Origin of the sequence: Flavobacterium sp. RHBU_3 (assembly GCF_046613565.1) — a bacterium.
Taxonomy (GTDB): Bacteria; Bacteroidota; Bacteroidia; order Flavobacteriales; family Flavobacteriaceae; genus Flavobacterium.
Map to the genome: position 1 here is coordinate 1 of NZ_JBKJHC010000007.1, position 21,655 is coordinate 21,655.

Annotated in this window: 11 protein-coding genes; 4 read left to right on the forward strand and 7 right to left on the reverse strand. The window is 42.6% G+C overall.

Annotated elements, in window-relative coordinates:
• Positions 1-325 precede the first annotated feature (325 nt).
• Positions 326-2,239 (forward strand): sialate O-acetylesterase, encoded by a 1,914-nt coding sequence (locus tag ACLI1A_RS11090; protein WP_411408723.1) that lies wholly within the window; start codon positions 326-328, stop codon positions 2,237-2,239.
• 65 nt (positions 2,240-2,304) lie between these two features.
• Here ACLI1A_RS11090 and ACLI1A_RS11095 read toward each other — a convergent pair whose 3' ends face one another.
• The 5 genes from ACLI1A_RS11095 to ACLI1A_RS11115 all read right to left on the reverse strand — a co-directional run bounded on the left by ACLI1A_RS11095 (position 2,305) and on the right by ACLI1A_RS11115 (position 11,241).
• Positions 2,305-4,389, reverse strand: a complete 2,085-nt coding sequence (locus ACLI1A_RS11095) for an alpha-glucuronidase (RefSeq protein ID WP_411408724.1) — start codon at positions 4,387-4,389, stop codon at positions 2,305-2,307.
• Between the two features lie 16 nt (positions 4,390-4,405).
• Positions 4,406-7,144 carry a beta-galactosidase GalB gene (galB, locus tag ACLI1A_RS11100; protein ID WP_411408725.1) on the reverse strand — a complete coding sequence of 913 codons (2,739 nt, stop codon included), beginning with the start codon at positions 7,142-7,144 and terminating at the stop codon, positions 4,406-4,408.
• Between the two features lie 36 nt (positions 7,145-7,180).
• Positions 7,181-9,709 carry a glycosyl hydrolase 115 family protein gene (locus ACLI1A_RS11105; RefSeq protein WP_411408726.1) on the reverse strand — a complete coding sequence of 843 codons (2,529 nt, stop codon included), beginning with the start codon at positions 9,707-9,709 and terminating at the stop codon, positions 7,181-7,183.
• A gap of 284 nt (positions 9,710-9,993) precedes the next feature.
• Entirely contained in the window at positions 9,994-10,614 is a 621-nt protein-coding gene (locus ACLI1A_RS11110) for an L-threonylcarbamoyladenylate synthase (protein ID WP_411408727.1), read from the reverse strand.
• Between the two features lie 114 nt (positions 10,615-10,728).
• Positions 10,729-11,241, reverse strand: coding sequence for a DUF6155 family protein (locus ACLI1A_RS11115; protein ID WP_411408728.1), 513 nt, complete (start codon positions 11,239-11,241; stop codon positions 10,729-10,731).
• 52 nt (positions 11,242-11,293) lie between these two features.
• Here ACLI1A_RS11115 and ACLI1A_RS11120 point away from each other — a divergent pair, with 52 nt between their 5' ends.
• Entirely contained in the window at positions 11,294-11,860 is a 567-nt protein-coding gene (locus ACLI1A_RS11120; protein WP_411408729.1) for a pseudouridine synthase, read from the forward strand.
• Here ACLI1A_RS11120 and ACLI1A_RS11125 read toward each other — a convergent pair.
• Complete coding sequence (locus tag ACLI1A_RS11125; RefSeq protein ID WP_411408730.1) at positions 11,857-13,242, reverse strand: sensor histidine kinase; 1,386 nt, start codon at positions 13,240-13,242, stop codon at positions 11,857-11,859. The genes ACLI1A_RS11120 and ACLI1A_RS11125 overlap by 4 nt on opposite strands.
• Positions 13,243-13,246: 4 nt before the next feature.
• Complete coding sequence (locus tag ACLI1A_RS11130; RefSeq protein ID WP_411408731.1) at positions 13,247-13,921, reverse strand: response regulator transcription factor; 675 nt, start codon at positions 13,919-13,921, stop codon at positions 13,247-13,249.
• A gap of 243 nt (positions 13,922-14,164) precedes the next feature.
• Here ACLI1A_RS11130 and ACLI1A_RS11135 point away from each other — a divergent pair, with 243 nt between their 5' ends.
• Positions 14,165-19,297, forward strand: coding sequence for a translocation/assembly module TamB domain-containing protein (locus ACLI1A_RS11135; protein ID WP_411408732.1), 5,133 nt, complete (start codon positions 14,165-14,167; stop codon positions 19,295-19,297).
• A complete protein-coding gene (locus tag ACLI1A_RS11140) occupies positions 19,278-21,623 on the forward strand; it encodes a BamA/TamA family outer membrane protein (RefSeq protein ID WP_411408910.1) in 2,346 nt (781 codons plus the stop codon). Before ACLI1A_RS11135 ends, ACLI1A_RS11140 begins: the two co-directional genes overlap by 20 nt.
• Positions 21,624-21,655: the final 32 nt, after the last annotated feature.

Consider the following 21,655-nt stretch of genomic DNA (forward strand, 5'->3'; position numbering starts at 1 on the left):
TATGTTCTTTACAATATTAGTTTCAATTTTCGTTAAGTCATCTATCGCCTTATCTCTTCTTGTAATTAAACTTAATGGTCATTAAAACCATAAGCTTACAGCACGCATTTCCAGCTTTTAATTCTCAATGTTAAAAATACCGGACTAAAGTATGATGAAGCGATTTATGCCAAATGTAGTTGTAAGAAATATAAGTAGGTGCGCAGGCATATCAAAAAATACGAAAACGTTTTCTATAAAAACAGCACCATTATATATAGTATTACTGACTATATCATTATTTTTATTTCAGATTCGTAAAGCCTTACTGCTATAACCATCAAAAATGAACTATTTTAAACACATCCTTCTGTCGGGCTACTTATTGTTTACGGGCTTTGCCATTGCCCAGATAAGACTGCCCAAAATTGCAAGCAGCGGCATGGTACTGCAACGCAATGAGCCACTGAATATATGGGGATGGGCATCACCCGGCGAAAAAGTAACCGTAAAATTCGACAAGAAGACTTATACAACCACAGCGGCTAAAGATAGCACCTGGGCGGTAATCCTGCCGGCACAAAAAGCAGGCGGGCCTTACACTATGGTGCTAAAAGGAAAAAATGAAATTACATTAAATGATATACTTATAGGTGATGTATGGATATGTGCAGGGCAGTCTAACATGGTACACCAGATGCGTATACATAGTGTAATGTATGCCAAGGAAATAGCTGAGGCAAACAATACTAAAATACGTCAGTTTTTTGTACCAAACACTACCAATCTTATAGCCCCTGAAACCGATGTACCGCAAACTTCCTGGTTGCCTGCAACAACGGAAAACATTGGTGATTTTTCGGTAGTGGCATATTTCTTTGCCAAAACGCTTTACGAAAAATACAACATCCCGATAGGTATTGTAAACACAAGCTGGGGAGGTACGCCAATAGAATCGTGGATAAGTGAAAGCGGATTTAAAAACTTTGCCGATGCAAAAGCACTCATAGAAAAGAACAGGCAACTAGCTATTAGCGGAGAAATTGATAAAGGAAAACTATTTAATTCGCCCGAACCAATAGATAAAGGAGTAACAGAAAAATGGTACAGCACAGATTATACCCCAAAAGGCTGGCACACCATAGCCATGCCCGGATACTGGGAAGACCAGGGCGTACACAACCTTGACGGTACGGTATGGTACCGCCGTGAGGTAGACATCCCTGAAAGCATACCCGGCAATCCGGCAAAAATATTCCTGGGGCGTATAGTAGATGCCGATGTGGTTTACATAAACGGTACAGAAGTGGGACATACTTCTTATATGTATCCGCAGCGTCGTTATGAAATACCAAACGGCCTGCTAAAACCCGGTAAAAACCTCATCACTATTAAGGTAACAAACAACTCGGGTAAGGGCGGTTTTGTACCCGATAAGCCGTACTACATTGCCACAGCAAAAGACACGGTTTCCCTTACGGGTTACTGGCAATATAAAGTGAGCCGGGTTAAAGACCCTGCCGAAAAACCGCTGGCAGGAGGAATAAACAAACAAAACCAACCTACTGTACTCTACAATGCTATGGTGGCACCATTCATATCATATAAAGTAAAAGGTTTTATATGGTACCAGGGCGAAAGCAATGCCGGTAAAGCCAATGAATATACTGCACTACAAACCGCACTGATACAGGACTGGCGTACCAAATGGAACGACAACAACCTGCCATTCCTGTTTACGCAATTGCCGGGTTATATGGACTACAATTACTGGCCTTCCGAAAGCCAGTGGGCGCTTTTCAGGGAAGCACAGGCTAAAACGCTTTCGGTACCCAATACCGCTATGGCTGTGACGATAGACCTGGGAGAATGGAACGATATACACCCTGACAGGAAGAAAGAAGTAGGTGAACGGTTGGCAATAGCCGCAAGGAAGCTGGCCTACAATGAAAAGATTGTGGCGGAAGGCCCGGTATATAAATCGTCTGAAATTTTGGGTGACAAAATTACCGTATCATTCAGCAACGCAAATGGCCTGAAAACCACCGATGGCGAAGCTCCGGCCGAATTTGCCATTGCGGGGGAAGACAAAAAGTTTGTATGGGCCAATGCCAAAATAGACGGACAAAAAATAGTACTGTGGAACGAAACTGTACCCGAACCAAGGTACGTACGCTACGCCTGGGCAGATAACCCGGTAAACCCTAACCTGGTAAACAGCGAGGAATTGCCTATGGCTCCTTTCAGGACAGATAAGTAAGCTTGAGAATTTTAAAAAACAAAGAGGGCTGCAATGCAGCCTTCTTTGTTTTCTATATGATGATGTTATTTATGTCCCTTTATTTCCTTTAATGTAATCGGGTCAATTTTCTCATAATACTCCAGGGTGTGTATGGGGCGTTCTATATCATACGGTATTGGCCTGTGGCTGAATTGGCTAAAATACAGCAGGCATCCGTCCTTCCAGAACTGGGCATCTATGCATTGCCTTTGCAGCTTGCCCTGCACATCGGTAAAACGCTGGGAATCTACATACGGCTGTACCTTATCCCACACTTTCTGGAACTGCCTTACCTGTTGCAGCCCGGTATCGTAGCGGTAGCAGATTTCATCCCATAGTATCCTGCCGCTTTTCATTTTATAATCCCACGGCACATGATGGAACCACAGCAGATACTCCTCAGGGCAGGTAGCCACATCATTAAACTGTGAGGCAAGCGGCTCGTGGTATTGGCTTACAGCATTACTGCCTGAAGTTGTACGGTTAAAACCGATACCGTTATCATCTGCCTGGTGGTAGTAGGGCGGCGTCCAGTCTTTACGCACGTTAGCCGGGGCATACCAGGGGCCGGGGCCGTAGTGGTGCTCTGCAGCAAAAATATGGTGCAGCCCCAGCGGCATAGAATAATTTACAGCAGCTTCACGGGATTGCAGCATCATTCCTTTTATGGGTGTCAAGAAATTTTGTTCCCATTCTTTATCATTTGTTTTATCTGCATTGCCAAAAGTAAGCCTGAGCCACTCATCTGCTATTGCATCGCTTTTTAAAGTATTACTCCATGCCAGCCTGCCGAAGGCATACCAGTTGGCCTGTGCAAAATGGTGCCCGCACCAGTTATCATCAAGACCAATGTTTGCCACACCGGCTATAGCGGTATATTTTTGAGAGAAGATACTACCATCAGTACAGCGAGCCACAGTGCTGTTTTTTCCGTGCTGCCAGGTATCGCTGTTTAAAAATTCCTCCCACATGGTAGACAGGAATACAAGCTGATTAGAGTGCCCCAGGTATTCCTGTGTGATTTGTACCTCCGGCATTACAGGTGTTTTTTTCATAGCACCAAACAGCGGGCTAAATGGTTCTCTCGGCTGAAAATCGATTGGGCCGTTCTTTACCTGTATGATTACATTTTCGCGGAACTTACCGTCTAATGGCATAAATTCGGTATAAGCCTGCTTTGCCCTATCGGTTTCGGTAGCATTGTACACAAACGCCCGCCACATTACAATACCTTTATATTTTTTCAGTACATCGGCCAGCATATTTGCACCATCAGCATGGGTACGTTTATAATCCTGAGGGCCGGGCTGCCCCTCGCTGTTAGCCTTTACCAGAAATCCACCAAAATCAGGTATGAGGCTGTAAATTTCAGCTGCTTTGGCCTTCCACCACTTTACAACATCTTTATTCAGTGGGTCGGCAGTAGGCAGGTTGCCCAGCTTTATTGGCGTAGCGAAATTGACCGACAGGTATACCCTTATCCCATACGGGCGCAGCACATCAGCAATGGCCTTTGTACGTTTCAGGTAATCTGTAGAAAGCATTTGCGGCGAAGCATTTACATTGTTCAACACGGCGCCATTAATACCAATGGATGCATTGGCACGCGCATATGCTGTCCAGGCCGTAATATCGTTAGCGGTAATGGTAAAAGCATCATCGCCTTTGTGCCAAAAAATGGATTCACCTGCATAACCACGTTCTATACTGCCGTTTAGGTTATCCCAATGGTTTAATATACGCAGCCCATAAGACGGATTAGACACTACATTTTCAACCGGCTGATGGATGTACTGCCTGCGCAGCAGTTCGTATGCGCCATACAGCAGCCCGGTTTCGGTACGGGCTTCAATACCGGCAGGTGTAAGCCTGTAGCCATCGGCTTTAAGGGCGTTATCTTTAGTGAGGATAAGCTTCACCGTAGCGCCGCTTTTACCTGTCCATCCTTTTTCGAGTTCTGTTTTGGCAATAAGCAGTGTGGGTGAGTTACCTGATGCAACAACCGTAACCTGGTTAGCTTTTACAGGCCTTAGCCACAGTTGGTGCCCGTTATCTGCAAAGGAAAACAAGGGGCTTAAAAACAATATAATGTACCAAAGTGGGTTACACTTTTTTATTCTGTAATACATAGTAAGGTATACTTTATTATTTCACTTTTACCACAACACTGCCCTGCTGTAAACCATCAGCAACAGCCTTAACAGTCATACTGCCCTTTTTGTGGTTCTTCGGTTTTACAATTACAAGGCAAAGCCCACTGAAAGCCGCACGCTCATGCGAAGGGAAGGGCACAAGGTTAGCACTGTCGCCATTGTCAGTGGCTACAATTTCACCATCTCCCTCTATATAAAAACGGATATTGTTTGCGGCATCGGGCACTACATTACCCTCCTTATCGGTTACTTTTACGGTTATAAAGCTAAGGTCGCTCCCGGCGGCATTCAACACAGCCCTATCGGGTACCAACTCTATTTTATAGGCGCTGCCTGTTGTAGCGATACGGTCTTCGACCCAGCGTTTCCCATTTTTATAGGCCACCACTTTTAATTCGCCGGGTGTGTACACCACATCATCCCACCTTATGCGGTATTCTAATGCGCCTTTTTTCTTCTTACCAAGTGATTTTCCGTTTAAAAACAGTTCAGCTTCATCACCCGATGTAAATACGTGCACAGGGGTTACCTGCCCTACCCTTTCGGGCCAGTTCCAGTGTGGTAGCAGGTGCGCCATAGGCTTCTCTGGGGCCCAGTACGACTGGTACAGATAAAAACGGTCTTTTTTAAAACCTGCCAAATCTATAAAACCAAAATATGAACTGCGTGAAAGATAGTACGGTGTGGGTTCACCCAGGTAATCCCACCCGCTCCACACAAAGCCACCAGCTACGTAAGGGTGACCATCCATAGTAGCAAATACCTTATCTGCCGATGAACCAAAATCTACCGAATACAGTTCGTAAGCGCTTACCTGTTGTTCTGTAGGGTTTCCGCCCGCATTGTCCTTTACCGGGGCACTATTTAGTGCTGCCACCGGAAAATAATACTTACCACGGCTGCTTACCGCAGCTGCATTTTCGCTGCTGATAATCATTTTACCCGGAAACTTTTCATGGAATGCAGGGAACAGCGGCGGGGTGGTGATACCTTTAAGCCCGGCATAGGCACCACCATTTCGTATACCCTCACCCTGATAGTTAAGGCTGATTACATCAACTACTGCCGGCAGTGGCATATCGGGTTTGGCATAGTTCATAGATACCGTTACAGGCCTTGTTGTATCTTCTTCTTTTATAATGGCCTTTAACCTTTCGGCAACGGCTGCACCGGCCTCACCTGTATATTGTTCACCCACTTCGTTACCAAAGCTCCACAGTATAATACCGGGGTGGTTCCTGTCCCTACGGAGCATGGCGCGCAAATCCTGTTCGCTCCACTCCGGGAAAATCAGGTGAAAATCCAGCGATGTTTTTTTACGTTCCCAGCAATCAAAGACTTCATCTACTACAAGGAAGCCCATTCTATCGAGCATATCCAGTAATTCGGGCGCAGGCGGGTTGTGTGCCAGGCGTATGGCATTACAGCCCGATTCGCCCAACAGTTCCAGTTGCCTTTCGGCTGCCCTTTCATTAAAAGCTGCACCCAGTGCACCAAGGTCGTGGTGCTGGTTGGCTCCTTTAATTATTATTTTTTCGCCATTTACAAAAAGCCCTTTCTCTGCATCAAACTCCAGGCTCCTTATACCGAAAGGTGTCTCATACACATCGAGCAGCCTGCCGTTTTGGTAAACCGAAGTTACCGCCACATACCTGTTGGGCTTCTGTGTTGGCGGGGGACCCCACAGCTTAGGGTTGGCTATTGTTACCTGTGCATCTGCTACAACACTTTTACCGGCGGCAATATCACGGCTTATGCTTTTAGCAGTTGCAGCAGCTTTCTTTTCTTTGTTTCCATTGGCATCAAGCCCGTATATAGCTGTAGTAATATCAAACTTACCAGCTTGGGCAGAGGTATTTTCTATCGTAGCTTCAATTTTCACCGTGGCAGACGCCGCCGAAACAATTGGGGTGGTTACATAAGTACCCCAATGCGCCACATGTACACTGCCCGTTTTTACCAGCCATACACTGCGGTAGATACCCCCACCGGGATACCAGCGTGATGAGCTTAGCGGATTATCTATACGGATAGCCAACTGGTTTTCGCCTCCAGGAATAATATAAGGCGTAAGGTCTACGCGCCACGATGCGTATCCGTAAGGCCACCCTCCTACCAACTGCCCGTTTAGCCACACCATAGCATAAGACATGGCGCCATCTATATCCAGGTAAATGTTTTTTCCTTTGTCTGTAGCAGGTATATCAAGTTTTCTCCTGTACCATGCCACTCCCTGGCTGGGCAGGCGCCCCATGCCCCCGCCTACTTCGGTATCCCAACCTTTATAAAAAGGCCCTTGTACCGCCCAGTCATGCGGAAGGTTTACTTCTTGCCATTTTGCATCGTTAAAACCGCCCTGTACAAATGGGAAATTATTACCGGGGCTTTTACCTACAGGCCTGGTGTAATGCTTTTCAGTATCTTTAATAAAGCTGTTACCCGATGGCATTATCCACGATTTCAGCACCGCACTCTTTGTCTTCACCTGAAGTGCCATTGTAGGCTCGGCATCGGCAGCTTTACCGTCTTCATTAACAGCGTCGGGGCGTACATCATATATAAGGCTGTCCGGCTTTTCTGTTGCCGCATATTTATAGAACTTCCAACCTTCATTAATGGAAATGCGTTCGCGCACCTCCTTATTACCTTTATCCTGCTTTTGGGCCACACAGCTATAAAAGCTAAAAATGCAACTGAAAAACAATATTTTATACAAAACCGGCTTACACATGGTAGATGATATTTTTTAATTAGATGATTGTAGTATTTAGTTGTTTGTTTTTAGTTCGCTCTGTGGCGGGCCAAGGTAAGTAGGCTTAAGACCTCCGGTATTAATTACTATTTTCTCCAGCACTATACCCGGGTTCAGTACCCTGAAACGGAGCTTGTGCCTACCCGGTTGCTTTATGGTGTGTTTTGTAGCCGAACGTATAATGTGTTCAGCCTGCCATTGTCCTAATTCTCCGCGATAATGTCCATTAAAATTAACCGATTGTGGCGTAGTATCGTCAAAAGAGATTTCGTACACCAATCCCTTGTTCTCATTGAAATTAAGCGTTGGCGCAAACAGCAGCTGTACTTCCACTTCCCCTGTTGATGTAAAATCAACATCATATTCCAGGTAAACAGCATCTTTTTCAGCAGGAGTATTATTTTGAGGGAACGTGGTAATCCCCGATTTCGTTTTCCCAAAATCAGGGATTACTTCCCAGTGTATTTGTTTAGTCCCCACAGCGCGCGAATAGTTTTCTGCTTCTATGGCTACATAACCGTCTTTCTCTTTAAATACTTTTCCTTGTGTAGCAGCTGTTTCAGGCACATATACCACTTCGGGCATTATGTTCTGTTTCGGTTCCTGCCACGAGGAATATCCTATACGTACCTGATCCATCATGTGTGCCCACTTACCACCCGATATAATGTCGCTGTATTGGTGTTGTAAAAAGGCATCGCGTGCAAAGCATTCCTTTACTTTATCAGCATAATAATTTGCCTCAATGTCATTCTTTGCTGCAAGCTGTTTGTTCTTAGCCACAGCAAAATACATTTCATACAAATTACTGCACGCGCTTACCGGATACAGTACCAGCTGGTAATATGCATCTCGATATTGCTGCGGCATTACATCATACAGGCGATAAGCATCAAGCGCAAGGGTACGGTAATCGTTCAGTACGGTTTCAAACTCGTTATAGTTTTCAAGGCTATAGGTTGTACTGTTCAGCGTTTCCGGTGTTACGCGCCTGTTATATTTTGCATACAGGTTAATAATACGGGCAATTTCTTTAGCATTTTCATTTCCAAATTGTTGCCCTGCCCACTTTTCTGTATGCGAAAGCAGGTTTTGCGCGTTAAATTGCGAAGGGTTCCAAGCCATGTCCAGAAAAAAGCTAATGGGGTATTCCATAGGCTTCAGGTCGCCCACGTTTACAACCCACAAACGATCTACGCCATGTGTATAGCTCAGGTTCATCTGTTCCCATACACGTTGTATGGGGCTTATATTTATCCATTTAGAATTTCGCGGGCCGCCTACATAGTCAAAATGATAGTACATACCATACCCGCCTTTGTGGAGCTTGCGTGCCGGATCAGGCAGTTTGCGGACATTACCCCAGTTATCATCGCAAAAAAGTAAGATAACATCATCGGGCACGCGCATGCCTTTGTCATAATAATCCTGCACTTCCTTATATAATGCCCATACCTGCGGGGTTTTCTCCGGTTTTTGTCCGGTTACTTTTCCTATAATGGTGCGCTGGTCTTTTACTATCTGTTCCAATAATTTTATATTAGTACCCTCGCCCATAGCTTCATCGCCATCGCCACGCATACCTACAGTAACCAGCTTTTCCCAGTTCCTGCTTCGTTCTATACCCGCCTGCCAGAATTTTTGCAACACAACGGCATTTTTAGAGTAATCCCAAACGTTAGGCAGATTATTCTTTTTTATGTAACGATGCCAGTCAGACTGCGCCATGGCCATAGGCTCATGGTGCGATGTACCCATAATTATCCCCATTTCATTAGCCAGTACGCCATTTTCAGGATCATCATCATAAAAGGCATTGCCCCACATAGCAGGCCACATATAATTCGCTTTAAGGCGCAATAGCAGCTCAAACACCTTTTCGTAAAATTTACTGTTAAAGCCCCCGAACGTTTGCTTAGACCAGCCGCTTAATGCAGGTGCCTCATCATTAAGAAAAATACCCCGGTATTGCACCGCCGGTTCGCCATCGGTATAAATACCTTTAATAAAGTAAAGATTATCCCGGTGCACTACGGGGACGTCTGCCCAATAGTACCAGGGCGATACACCTATCTGTTTTGAAAATTCATAAATGCCGTAAATAGTACCACGCTTATCACTACCGGCAATAACTATAGCATCTCCTGCGCCAAAAGGATTTTTAATATTCTGAATGATGTATTTCTCGCGTTTGCCCTTAAGCAGTTTGCCGTCAATTCTATTTTGATTTGCAAGCAGGTCAATGATGGATTTTGTTCCAAAAGTACCAATAATGACAAGCGGGGTTTGTATACCTGTAGTTTGGCTTGTATATACCGGTTGGGTACCCGTTACTTTATACAAATCAGATTGCAGGTTAAGGATAGCCCGGCTGACGCCCTTATCTATATTTTCATTACTGTACAGGGTAAGCCCTCCCTCCTTTTCTTTAACCGGCACTGTATTGGCCGATGCATTAGCAGTAATAAAAGGTTCGGTAGCGCCTGCCCCTATTGTAAGAAAAAAGAGGGCTATACTAAGGCTTATTTTTAAAATTGGTTTCATCGCAGGAATTAAAAGGGATATAATTTTATCCTTTATAAATTTATTTTTCTGAAAAATCACGGCTGTTTTACAAGCATAGATTGCTGTAGTTTCAAAAATATAAATTTGGGATGTGCGATAATCCATTTTCGGCACAAAATCTCCGAATACGTTTTAGTAACTATTGTAACCGTTGTTTTAAATACCAACTTTTTGGAGTTACATTAAAAATAAAATCCTCCTGATTTAATACAATCAAGAGGATTAGTCGATATCTCTACAAAAATGAGTTAAAATGCGTGGTATTAAAAAATATCAGGATCGCCCTTTCCTTCACGTACTACAATAGGTTCATCTCCAGAAAGGTCTATAATGGTGGAAGCCACATTATCACCGTAACCGCCATCAATAACAGCATCTACTAAATTTTGCCACTTTTCAAATATCAATTCGGGGTCAGTGCTGTATTCAATTACCTCATCTTCATCGTGGATGGAACTACTGATAATAGGGTTGCCCAGCTGACGTACTATTTCCAGTGCTATATTGTTATCAGGCACACGTATACCCACGGTAGTTTTCTTTTTAAACTCCTTCGGCAAATTGTTATTTCCGGGCAGAATAAACGTATACGGTCCCGGCAGCGAGCGTTTCAGTATCTTAAACGTACTGGTATCTATCTGCTTTACATAGTCTGATAAATTGCTCAAGCCACTGCACACAAATGAAAAGTTGGCCTTATCCAGCTTAATGCCTTTTATCTTGGCAATGCGTTCAAGTGCACGACTGTTGGTAATATCACACCCCAAGCCGTATACAGTATCGGTGGGGTAAATGATGATACCGCCATCCTGAAGTATTTTTACAACTTTGGCAATCTCCTTTTCATTCGGATTCTGAGGATATATTTTTATGAATTGTGCCATTATTTTTTGGTTTATTTCATCCGTTCGGTTATCACCTCGGGTCAGGTTTCAAGTTCAAATTTAGTTTACAATAAGTTATGCAGCACTTAGCTTAACACTTTATAAAGAAAAATACTACTCAAAGTTGTCGTAAATGCGTTCAAACTCTTTGCGGTTTTCCCAACGCTGTCGCATGGCTTCAGTGTATATTTTGTTTATGCGCGTTTTAAAGTTGGGCGTCATACCATTTCCTACTACATAATCCACCGCCTGCTTGTACGAATTGAGCATGCTCTTGTAAAAGGTTTCGTAGCGTATGTGCTTATTATCAGAATATGTTTGAGCAATTTCTATATTATAAAGCATTACATCGGCCACTACAAATGGATCTACCCCCAAGTTAATAAAGTGCTTTATATACTTTTGGGCTACACTTCGGCGCAGCTTGGGGCGTTTGCCTTTAGGCGGAAAGTACTCGGCACCAATTTTTACCTTGGCCTCCTGTTCCAGCTTATCCTCTTTCGGGTTAAAAACAAAATTGTAATAGGTTTTCACCTCAGGGAATTTTTCGTACAAAGCCAGCAGTTGCTCTTCAAGTTCTTGCTTTGGCAGTTCTGCAAGGTATTTTTTCAGGTCGCGTTTACTCATATATACCAAAATTACGGCTTTATTTTGATATTTTCGCGCCAGATAAAACACTATGCACCACCATTACCTTATATACAAGCCCTGGGGCTACCTGAGCCAGTTTACCTACAACCTGAAGCGCAATAAAAAACTTCTGGGAGAACTGCATGATTTTGCACCTGACACCATGGCTATAGGCAGGCTCGATGAAGACAGCGAAGGCCTGCTCCTGCTCACTACTGATGGTATGATGAGCGAAATTGTACGCAGCAAAAAGGTAGAAAAGGAATACTACGCGCAAGTAGACGGAATTATTACCGACGAGGCCGTAGTGGCATTGCAAGATGGTGTGCAAATAGGCGTTAAAGGAGAAAAGTATACCACACTACCGTGCTTGGCTTTCAGATTAGAGGAAGCTCCTGCCCTTCCCGTTCGCCAAAAGAAGATTCGAGACGAACGCCACGGGCCTACAAGCTGGGTAAGCATTACTGTAACGGAAGGTAAATTCAGGCAGGTTCGTAAAATGACATCGGCGGTAGGATTCCCTACATTAAGGCTGGTACGTGTGCGCGTGGGTAATATTCTGTTAGGTGATTTCCAACCAGGTGAAGTAAAAGAGGTAGACAGCTTTGATGTTTAGGCTACTGGAAAGCGGAGTAATACCTGGGTTCCTTCGCCTTTGGTGCTACTTATGTTTAGACTGATGCCCAGTATATCGCAGTAGCGCCTTACAATAGCAAGGCCGAGTCCGGTACCTTTTATCTCATTATGCTCTTCAGCTTCGGAGCGATAAAACTGTTCGAAAATATTTTCCAGGTCTTCTTTGGCTATGCCGATTCCCTTATCAGTAATCAAACAACTGATATACCCTTTTTCATCAGATAACAATACCGATACTGTTCCACCATCATTAGAGTACTTAATTGCATTACCTATGAGGTTATCCATAATTACCCCCGCCATAAAAACATCTGACATTATGAGGTAATGCTCCCCAAAAGTAAAATCAAGGTGCATGTTACGCTTTTCCATTTCAGGTGAATGACGTTCTATGGCTTCGAGTATTATTTCATCAAGGGCAAGCTGCCTCTTATTTACTACTTCTTTACTGCTTTCAAACCGGGTAAGAATCAGCAGCTGATCGGCTATGGTTGTTAGGCGGTTGACCTCGTTTATACAATATTGTATCTTGGCCTCATACTCCTCTGTAGTACGAGGTTTACGCACAAGTACTTCAAGCGTGCCTTTAATTACTGCCAGCGGTGTGCGTAACTCGTGCGAGGCGTGCGAAGTAAACTGCTTTTCTCGGCTAACAGCACTTTCTATCCTGTCTAGTAGTTCGTTAATAGCAATAGCAAGGGTATATAATTCGTCTTTTTTTTCAGGAAGTGAAATACGGGTATTCAAGTTTTTATCTGAAACTTCTTTGGTAGCACTTATAATACTAAAAACCGGCTGAAGGCTCTTGCCGGCTATAAAGCGTGTAAGAAAAAACAACATAAGCAATACCAAAGGGTACGCAATAAAAAGCACTATCCTTAGGCTTTTCATAACACTGTAGTGGTCTGATATAGACATACCGATAACCACATATCCTTCAAGTTCACCCTGGTTTACCAGTTGAGCCTGCATTTGCCTAACGGTAATATTACCTATAGTTACGTCATTATAATGTGCAGTATCTTTATGCCGGTGAAAAATAAGATCGCTGGTTTTTAAATTATTCGACTTTTTAATCGCATTACCGTTTTTATCAAATATCTCCACAAAAATTGGGTTGCCATCCATAGTATTTCGCTCAGCTTCTGCCCATTCATTGTCTTTCACCATTTTCTCAAAGTGTCCCTGCCCCGCCACAAACGCTGTGTGGCGGTCTACTTCTACTTTAAGGTCGTGGTTAATGCCGTACACCACTCCGGCTAAAACAATACGATAAATAACAACAAAAATAACCAGCACCAGGGTAGCTGCCCCGGCCAGGTTAAAGTAAGCAATACGGTCTTTAATGCTTGGTTTTCTCATGGTATTATTCATCGTTGGCCAGGTACCCTACTCCACGTATGGTTTTAATGTAACTGTCGTCTCGGGTGAAGCCCAGTTTTTTGCGAAGGCCGTTTATAAACACGTCTATTACACCTGTGTCATAGTCAAAATGGATGTTCCATACATCCTTAATAATATCGTTTCGGGTACATACAGCACCTTTATGTTTAAGTAAATATTCCAGTAAAGTAAACTCTTTATGAGTAAGCGATATCTCCACATCATCAGTAAATACCTGGTGTGTTTCGGTCTTAAGGGTTACGGGGCCCAGGGTATAAACCGGCTTTTCTTCGGCAACATTGCGGAACTGTACTTTAATACGTTCTAATAGCTCTTCAAAGCTGAATGGCTTTTTAATATAATCATTAGCGCCGTTTTTTAAGCCTGCAATAGTATCCTGCACAGTATCTTTGGCCGTGAGGAAAATTATTGGAGTTTCCCTGTCCTCTTTACGGATTCCCTGGCATACTTCAAGTCCCGAAAGCCTTGGCAGCATCCAGTCCAGTAAAATCAGGTCGAATTTATTTTGCAGGGCAAGCTCCAGTCCCTTATCGCCACTTGCAGCCACAGTAATAGTATAGCCTTCTTCCTCAAGTCCCTGCTTCAGAAAATTAGATATACCTTCCTGGTCTTCTACAACTAAAATCTCTTTTGCCATACTGTAAAAATACTACGGTTAACTGTAATAAATTGCTTAATCCTGAATAAATCTACTACAAAATAACAACTTTCCTTTTTATCATGATATTGTAAGTATTTTGTTTAAGGTATTCTTAAGACATGCCTCAAAGAGCCCTATGTAGCTTACAAATTACCGTTGACGTTTTTTATTTTTTTGTAAGTTTTTTTTAGCAAAATATTAGGCATCCATTATTACAATTCTGTATACTTTAGTAGCTAAATGAATCTTAAGGCAAAAAAGTACATTCGCAAATCCCTTAAAATACTCGCGTGGACAATCGGGAGTATCATTGCATTGTTTTTACTCATCGTTTTGCTACTGCAAATCCCCTACGTACAAAACAAGGTAAAGGACTATGCCGTAAACTACTTAGAAAAAAAAATAGGCACTGAGGTACAGATAGGCCGTATAGAGATAGGGCTGCCAAAAAAGGTAATCCTAAAGGATGTATACTTCGAATCGCAGCAGGGTGATACGTTGCTTGCAGGCGAAAAACTGGCGGTAGACATCAGCTTGTTTAAGCTGATGAGTAATGAGGTAGAGATTAACAGCATCGACCTGCAGGGTATTACCGCCAAAGTAAACCGTAATAAGCGGGGAACGTTTAACTTTGATTATATCATAAAGGCTTTTGACAGCGGCAAGCCAAAAGACACTACGGCTGCCCCCATGAAATTCTCCATGAATAAGGTGAAACTGCAACGCATCCGCGTGAAGTATGACGACGATATTACGGGCAACTACCTTACCGCCGGGATTACCGATTTTGAAACCCGCTTTAAGGAATTTGACCTGGATAAGATGGGCTTTAACATCCCCGATATAAAACTGCATGGGTTGAAAGTGCGCTTTAAGCAAAGCATGGTCGATGAAATAGCCCAAACCACACAAAAAGTTGCCGAAAAAGCCAGCAGCAAACCAAGCTTATCTTTAAAATTGGGCAGTATCGATTTTGCCAATATAGATGTGGGCTACGACAATGAAGGCAGTAGGCTGGACACCGGGCTGAAACTGAAAAAACTGGTAGCCGAAGTAAATGAGGTTAACCTGCAAAAACAGGTAATCGACCTTGAAAAGCTTGAGATAAATGGTCTTAAAGGACAGTTGGCAATGGGCAAGGCCGAAAGACAAGCTGCCGATACGTTGCCCGAAAGCTCTACTGCAGTTCAACAGGCACAGTGGACGTTTAAGTTGGGCAAAACTGACCTGAAGGACATCGCCTTTAAATTTGACGACCAGAATGCTGCGCCTGTTACCAAAGGGATTGACTACAAACACCTTGATATAACCAACCTCAATCTGACAGCCAAAGACCTATCATATACACCTAATGCAATTTCCGGTGATATAGAAAAACTTACTGTACAGGATAAAAGCGGTGTAAACGTGCAGGAGTTGCATACAGAGTTTCTATACTGTGCCAGGGGTGCCGAGCTGAAAAACCTGTACCTTAAAACCCCGAATACACTGCTGAAAGACCACATTGCCGTTGCCTATCCTTCGTTGCAGGCGGTGCAAAAAAACATCAATACACTACAGGTAAATGCCAATATAGACGGCAGCAAAATAGGCTTTAAAGATGTGTTGCTTTTTGCACCGCAGCTTGCCAATACAAACCCTTTTAAAGACAACCCGAACGGCACGGTATACCTTAGCACCAACGTACAGGGCAGTGTAGGCGATTTGGACATAGGCAAGCTGGAATTACGCGGTATAGGCAATACCGTAGTAGCTGCCAGCGGCCGTATAAAGGGACTGCCCGATATTAAGAAAACGCATTTTGACCTGGATATACGCAAGCTGCAAACAAGCGCTAAGGACATTAACAGCTTTGTGCCTACGGGTACCATCCCCCCTACCATACAAATACCTGAGAACATAGCGGTAAAAGGTTCGTTTAAGGGCACAATGAATAACATTAGTGCCAACCTGAACCTGGACAGCAGCTATGGCAACGCTAAAGTAAAAGGCATTTTTGACCAAACCCATAAAGGAGCAGAAAAATACGATGCGCTTGTAGATATCGACAACTTCAACATCGGTAAGCTAATAAAGAACGATTCCATAGGCCGCATTAGCATAAAAGCCAAGGTAAAAGGTACAGGACTCGACCCAAATACTGCCACTGCTGTTGTAAAAGGAAAAGTCATTAAAGCTGAATACAACAAATATACCTACCAAAACCTGATAGTGGACGGAAAAATTAACAAAGGTAATTTTGATGCTGTAGCAAGTATGGACGACCCTAACCTTGATTTTCAATTGGATGCTTCAGGAGGGTTTAACGGAAAATATCCTAAGGGGAAAGTGCATCTCAATGTAGACATTGCTGACCTTGAAAAGCTAAACCTGCATGCGGGACCACTAAAGTTGAGAGGAAATATAGATGCAGACATAGATGATGCAAATCCTGATAACCCGAACGGCCGTGTAGCCATACATCATTTAATGTTTTCTAACAATGAGGGTCAGTTTGCTATGGATTCAATTAAAATCGTAGCACTTTCTACAGCTGATACTACAGACATTCATATCGATTCTCAATTTCTTAAGGCGAAGGCAGTAGGGAAATATAAGCTTACACAACTCCCCTATGCAATTAAGCATACCATAGCTAAATACTATGCTACCGGTAAGGCTCAAACACTGGAAAAACCTGAAAACCCGCAACAAATAACATTCAGCCTTAATGTAGACAACGATCCTATAATAAATAAACTGGTACCGCAAATTACCCGCCTGGAGCCTATTACCATTAAAGGCAATTACAATAGTGCTAATGACAGCCTGGTGGTTAACGCCAGCATTCCAAGGGTAGTCTATGGTACAAATACCATTTCGGGTGTAGAGGCAAACATAAAAACGACTGATACCGCCATGGTATACACAGTAAGGGTTGACGGTCTGGAAAACACCCAGTTTCAACTGGGTAAAACCAGCCTAACCGGAGATATTAAAGATAATACCGTAAACTACCGCCTTGAAATAGACGACCAGAAAAAGAAACAACAATACTTACTGGCGGGGCAAATGAAACAGGTAAACAACAATACCGAAATTAGCCTGAACCCGAATGGACTGATGCTTAACTATGAGGAATGGCAGATAGCCGAGGGTAACCTCATTCGCCTGATGAACGGCAGCGGTTTGTACGTGAATAACTTTGAACTTAGTAAAGATAATGGTTCTATAAAAATACAAAGTGAATCGGAAAGCGCTAATGCACCGCTGGACGTAGCCTTGACTGATTTTAAAATTGAAACAATTACCAATGCCATACAGAAAGAAGAATCAAAGTTTAAAGGAACTATTAATGGCACCGCAAAGGTGAGCAACCTAAATACCAGCCCGGTATTTGAATCGCAACTGGACATTACAGATTTTGCCGTAGCTAAAGATACCGTGGGTAATATCAAGATAAATATCGATAATAAAATAGCCAACACGTTTACGGCCGATGCCGCCGTTACCGGAAATGGGAATGATGTAACCCTGAAAGGGAATTACAATACCACAGCCAGTAGTTTTGATTTGAACCTCAACATTGGCACCCTGAACATGACCAGCATACAGGCGCTGTCGTTCGGTGCTTTAAAAGAAAGTAAAGGAAATCTATCGGGGCAATTTAATATTACAGGCTCTACTGCTGATCCAGATATAATTGGTGAACTGAAATTTAATGATGTAAGCTTTAAAGTTACCGAGTTCAATGCCTTGTACAAAGGGATTAACGACAACATCCGCTTTACCAGCAAAGGTATTGAAATGGATAACTTTAAGATTCAGGATCAAAAAAACAACCTGCTTACCATAAACGGCAGTATAGCTACTACTGATTACAAAGCTTTTGGCTTTAACATGAACATAAATGCTAAAAATTTCAGGGCTATAAACAGTAAAGCTAAAGACAATGATTTTTATTACGGCGACTTATATCTTGATGCCAACCTGAATGTAAAAGGTACTCTGGATAATCCTGTTGTAGATGGTGACCTTAAGATAAATGAAGATACGGATTTTACTGTGGTAATGCCACAACAGGACCCACGCATAGCCGACCGGGAAGGTATTGTAGAGTTTGTAGACGAAGACAACATTGAAGCTATGCAACGCCTTAAAATAGAGGAAACCGTAAACAAAACAGCATTAGAAGGCATGGATGTTTCGGTTAGTATAGAAATTGTAAAAGAAGCTACCCTGAACCTTATAATAGACAAAGGTAATGGCGACTTCTTGGAGCTGAAAGGAGAAGCCCACCTGAATGGCGGCATAGACCCATCAGGGAAAACAACCCTTACCGGAAGATATGAGTTTAGCGAAGGAGCCTATCAAATGAGCTTTAATTTTATAAAGAAGAAATTTGACATAAAATCAGGCAGCTATATTTTATGGACCGGTAATCCTACCGATGCTACACTAAGCCTTACTGCCATTTATAAAACCGAGGCACCTCCTATAGACCTTGTTAGTGACCAGATAACGGGGCAATCTCAGTCTAACATAAACATGTATAAACAGAAAATACCGGTAAATACACTGCTTAAAATAAATGGTGAATTATTGTCTCCTGAGCTTTCATTTGATATAGAAATACCTGATGGAAACTATGATGTGCCGACTGATGTAATAAATACCACGGAAACAAAGCTGGAACAAATACGCCAGCAGCCTTCGGAGCTTAACAAACAGGTAATAGCATTACTTCTATTGAACCGTTTTATAGGGGAAAATCCTTTTGCCAGTGAAGATGGAGGACTCAATGCAGGATCCATTGCCCGACAAAGCGTAAGTAAAATACTATCGCAACAGCTTAACAACTTAGCCTCTGATCTTATAAAAGGCATAGAACTTAATTTTGATTTAGAATCTACTGAAGATTATTCAACAGGTGAACAACAAAACCGTACTGACCTGAATGTTGACGTATCTAAAAAACTATTTAACGACAGGTTAAAAATAACAGTAGGCAGTAGTTTTGGGCTTGAGGGGCCACAACAGGCAAACCAGCAAAGTACAAACATAGCCGGAGATGTATCTCTGGATTATCAACTTACCCAAGACGGCAGATACCTTGTAAGAGCTTATCGTACCAATGATTACCAGATAGCGCTGCAAGGACAGGTAATTGAAACCGGAGTTTCGTTTATCATTACAATGAATTACAATAAATTTAGGGAGTTATTCCATCGCACACAGGCAGAAAAAGACATGATAGCCCGCGAAAAAGAGCGTAAAGCACGTGCAAAAGCCGAACGGGAAAAAGAAAACGCTGAAAAAGAAAAAGCGCAGGAAAAGAAGAAAGAAAGTGATTTGCCACCAAATAGCACTAATGATGAAGATAAAAATAAATAAGCCATTATATATATTGCTGCTGATATTTTTTACTTTTGGTTGCAGCAATACAAAATACCTGCCCGAAGGAGACTTGCTGTATACAGGAAGTAAAGTAATAGTAAAGGACAGCCTTATGGGGCGTAAAGAACGTAAAACAATGGAAAAAGAGCTGGAAGAGTTATTACGTCCTAAGCCCAACCGTAGTTTTTTTGGATTGCGTTTTAAACTCTTCTTTTATAACTTGGCAGGTGAACCTACAAAAGAAAAAGGATTGAGGCACTGGTTGCGTACAAAGGTGGGCGAACCACCAGTACTATACAGTCAGGTAGATCTTGATTACAATGCAGATATATTGCAAAACTATGCCGAGAACAAAGGCTATTTTAAAACCCGTACTTCAGCTGACTCAACCTCTAATAATAAACGTGCACAAGGCATATATACTGTAACTACCGGTAAGCAATTTAAAATACGAAACGTTACCTTCCCTAAAGACAGTGCAAGTTCACAACTTGAAAAAGCAATTTCCAGAACAAAGCGCCGTAGCCTGCTTATACCTGGTACACCTTACGATCTTGACGTAATAAAAGCCGAACGCGAACGCATAGACAGCCGCCTGAAAAACAGAGGATTCTTTTATTTTAATCCCGATTATATACTTGTAAGGGTAGACAGCACTGTGGGCAACTACCAAGTAGACTTGAAGGTAGTTGTAAAGCCTACCACTCCTGAAGAAGCTACTAAACCATATAAAATCAACAAAATTATAATTTATCCTAACTACTCTCTTACCTCTAATATAGACAGCATTAAAGTAAAACCCGATGCTGTGGAGCATTATAAAGATTTTACCATTATAGACTCTGCACATACGTTCCGGCCTATCATTTACGACCGTACATTGTTCTTTCATAAAGGTGACACATACAACCGGCGCGACCACAACCTTTCGTTGAACAGGTTGATAAATCTGGGAACCTTTAAGTTTGTAAAAAATGAATTTCATCCTTCAGATTCGTTAAAAAATACGCTTGATGCGTACTATTATTTTACGCCTCAACAAAAAAAATCAATACGGTTGGAAACCACCGCCAAAACTAACTCTGCAAACTATAATGGTGGCGAAGTAAAAGTAAACTGGAGCAACCGAAATACCTTTCGGGCGGCTGAGCTCCTTACATTGTCTGTATTTGGTGGAATGGAAGTACAAGTTGCCGGACAAAATAAAGGCTATAACGTATACCGCATAGGTGGCGAAACCAGCTTGGTATGGCCACGTTTTATCACCCCTATTAAGGTAAAAGACAGTAGCGCGTTTGTACCCAGAACCAAAGCATCTTTGAGTTATGAATATCAAAATAGGGTAAACCTGTATGCACTAAACTCATTTCGGGCGCAGTTTGGGTATTTATGGAAAAAAGATATTAGAACAGAACACCAACTGTATATAACAGATATAAATTTTGTAGAACCGCAACATGTAACCCAGGAGTACTATGACCAGATTAACGGTAACCCTGCAGAAGGTATACCGGCTAACCCGGCATTAAAAAAAGTTATAGATAAGCAGCTTATATTTGGGCCTACCTATTCCTATAACTATACCAATACCATGGAAAAAAAACGCAAGCATACCTTTTATTACAAAGGATCTTTAGAGCTTGCAGGTACTCTTGCCGGGCTTATTACCGGGGCAGATATTAAAGGCGGAGACACCATTAACGTACTTAATGTACCGTTTAGCCAGTTTGCAAAAACCGAACAGGATTTCAGGCATTACATGAAGCTAGGTGAAAATTCACAACTTGCCAGCCGTATCATTGTAGGCGTAGGTTATCCTTATGGCAACTCCTCTTCCCTACCCTATATCAGGCAGTTTTTTATAGGCGGAGTAAACAGTATTAGGGCATTCAGGGCACGCTCTATAGGCCCGGGAGGTTATGACTACCGCAGTACTGAGGGTTATGACCCAAAAACCTTTTTACCGGATCAAAGCGGTGACATAAAACTGGAACTGAATACCGAATACCGTGCACAACTATACCGTATATTTCATGGGGCTGTGTTTGTAGATGCCGGAAATATATGGCTTTGGAACAAAGATGCATCAAGGCCGGGTGCCGAATTTAGTGGCCGCTTTGCAGACCAGATTGCAGTGGGAACGGGTGCCGGGCTAAGATTAGACCTATCGTTCTTAATTGTTCGCTTAGATTTGGCATTCCCTATTAGAAAACCGGTAGTAAATGAAGGATTTCAATGGGTATTTGATAAAATAGAATTTGGAAGCAGTAGCTGGCGCAAAGAAAATCTGGTGCTAAACATTGCCATAGGTTATCCGTTTTAATTTCTTTAGCTTTGTCAAAAAACCAACCTATA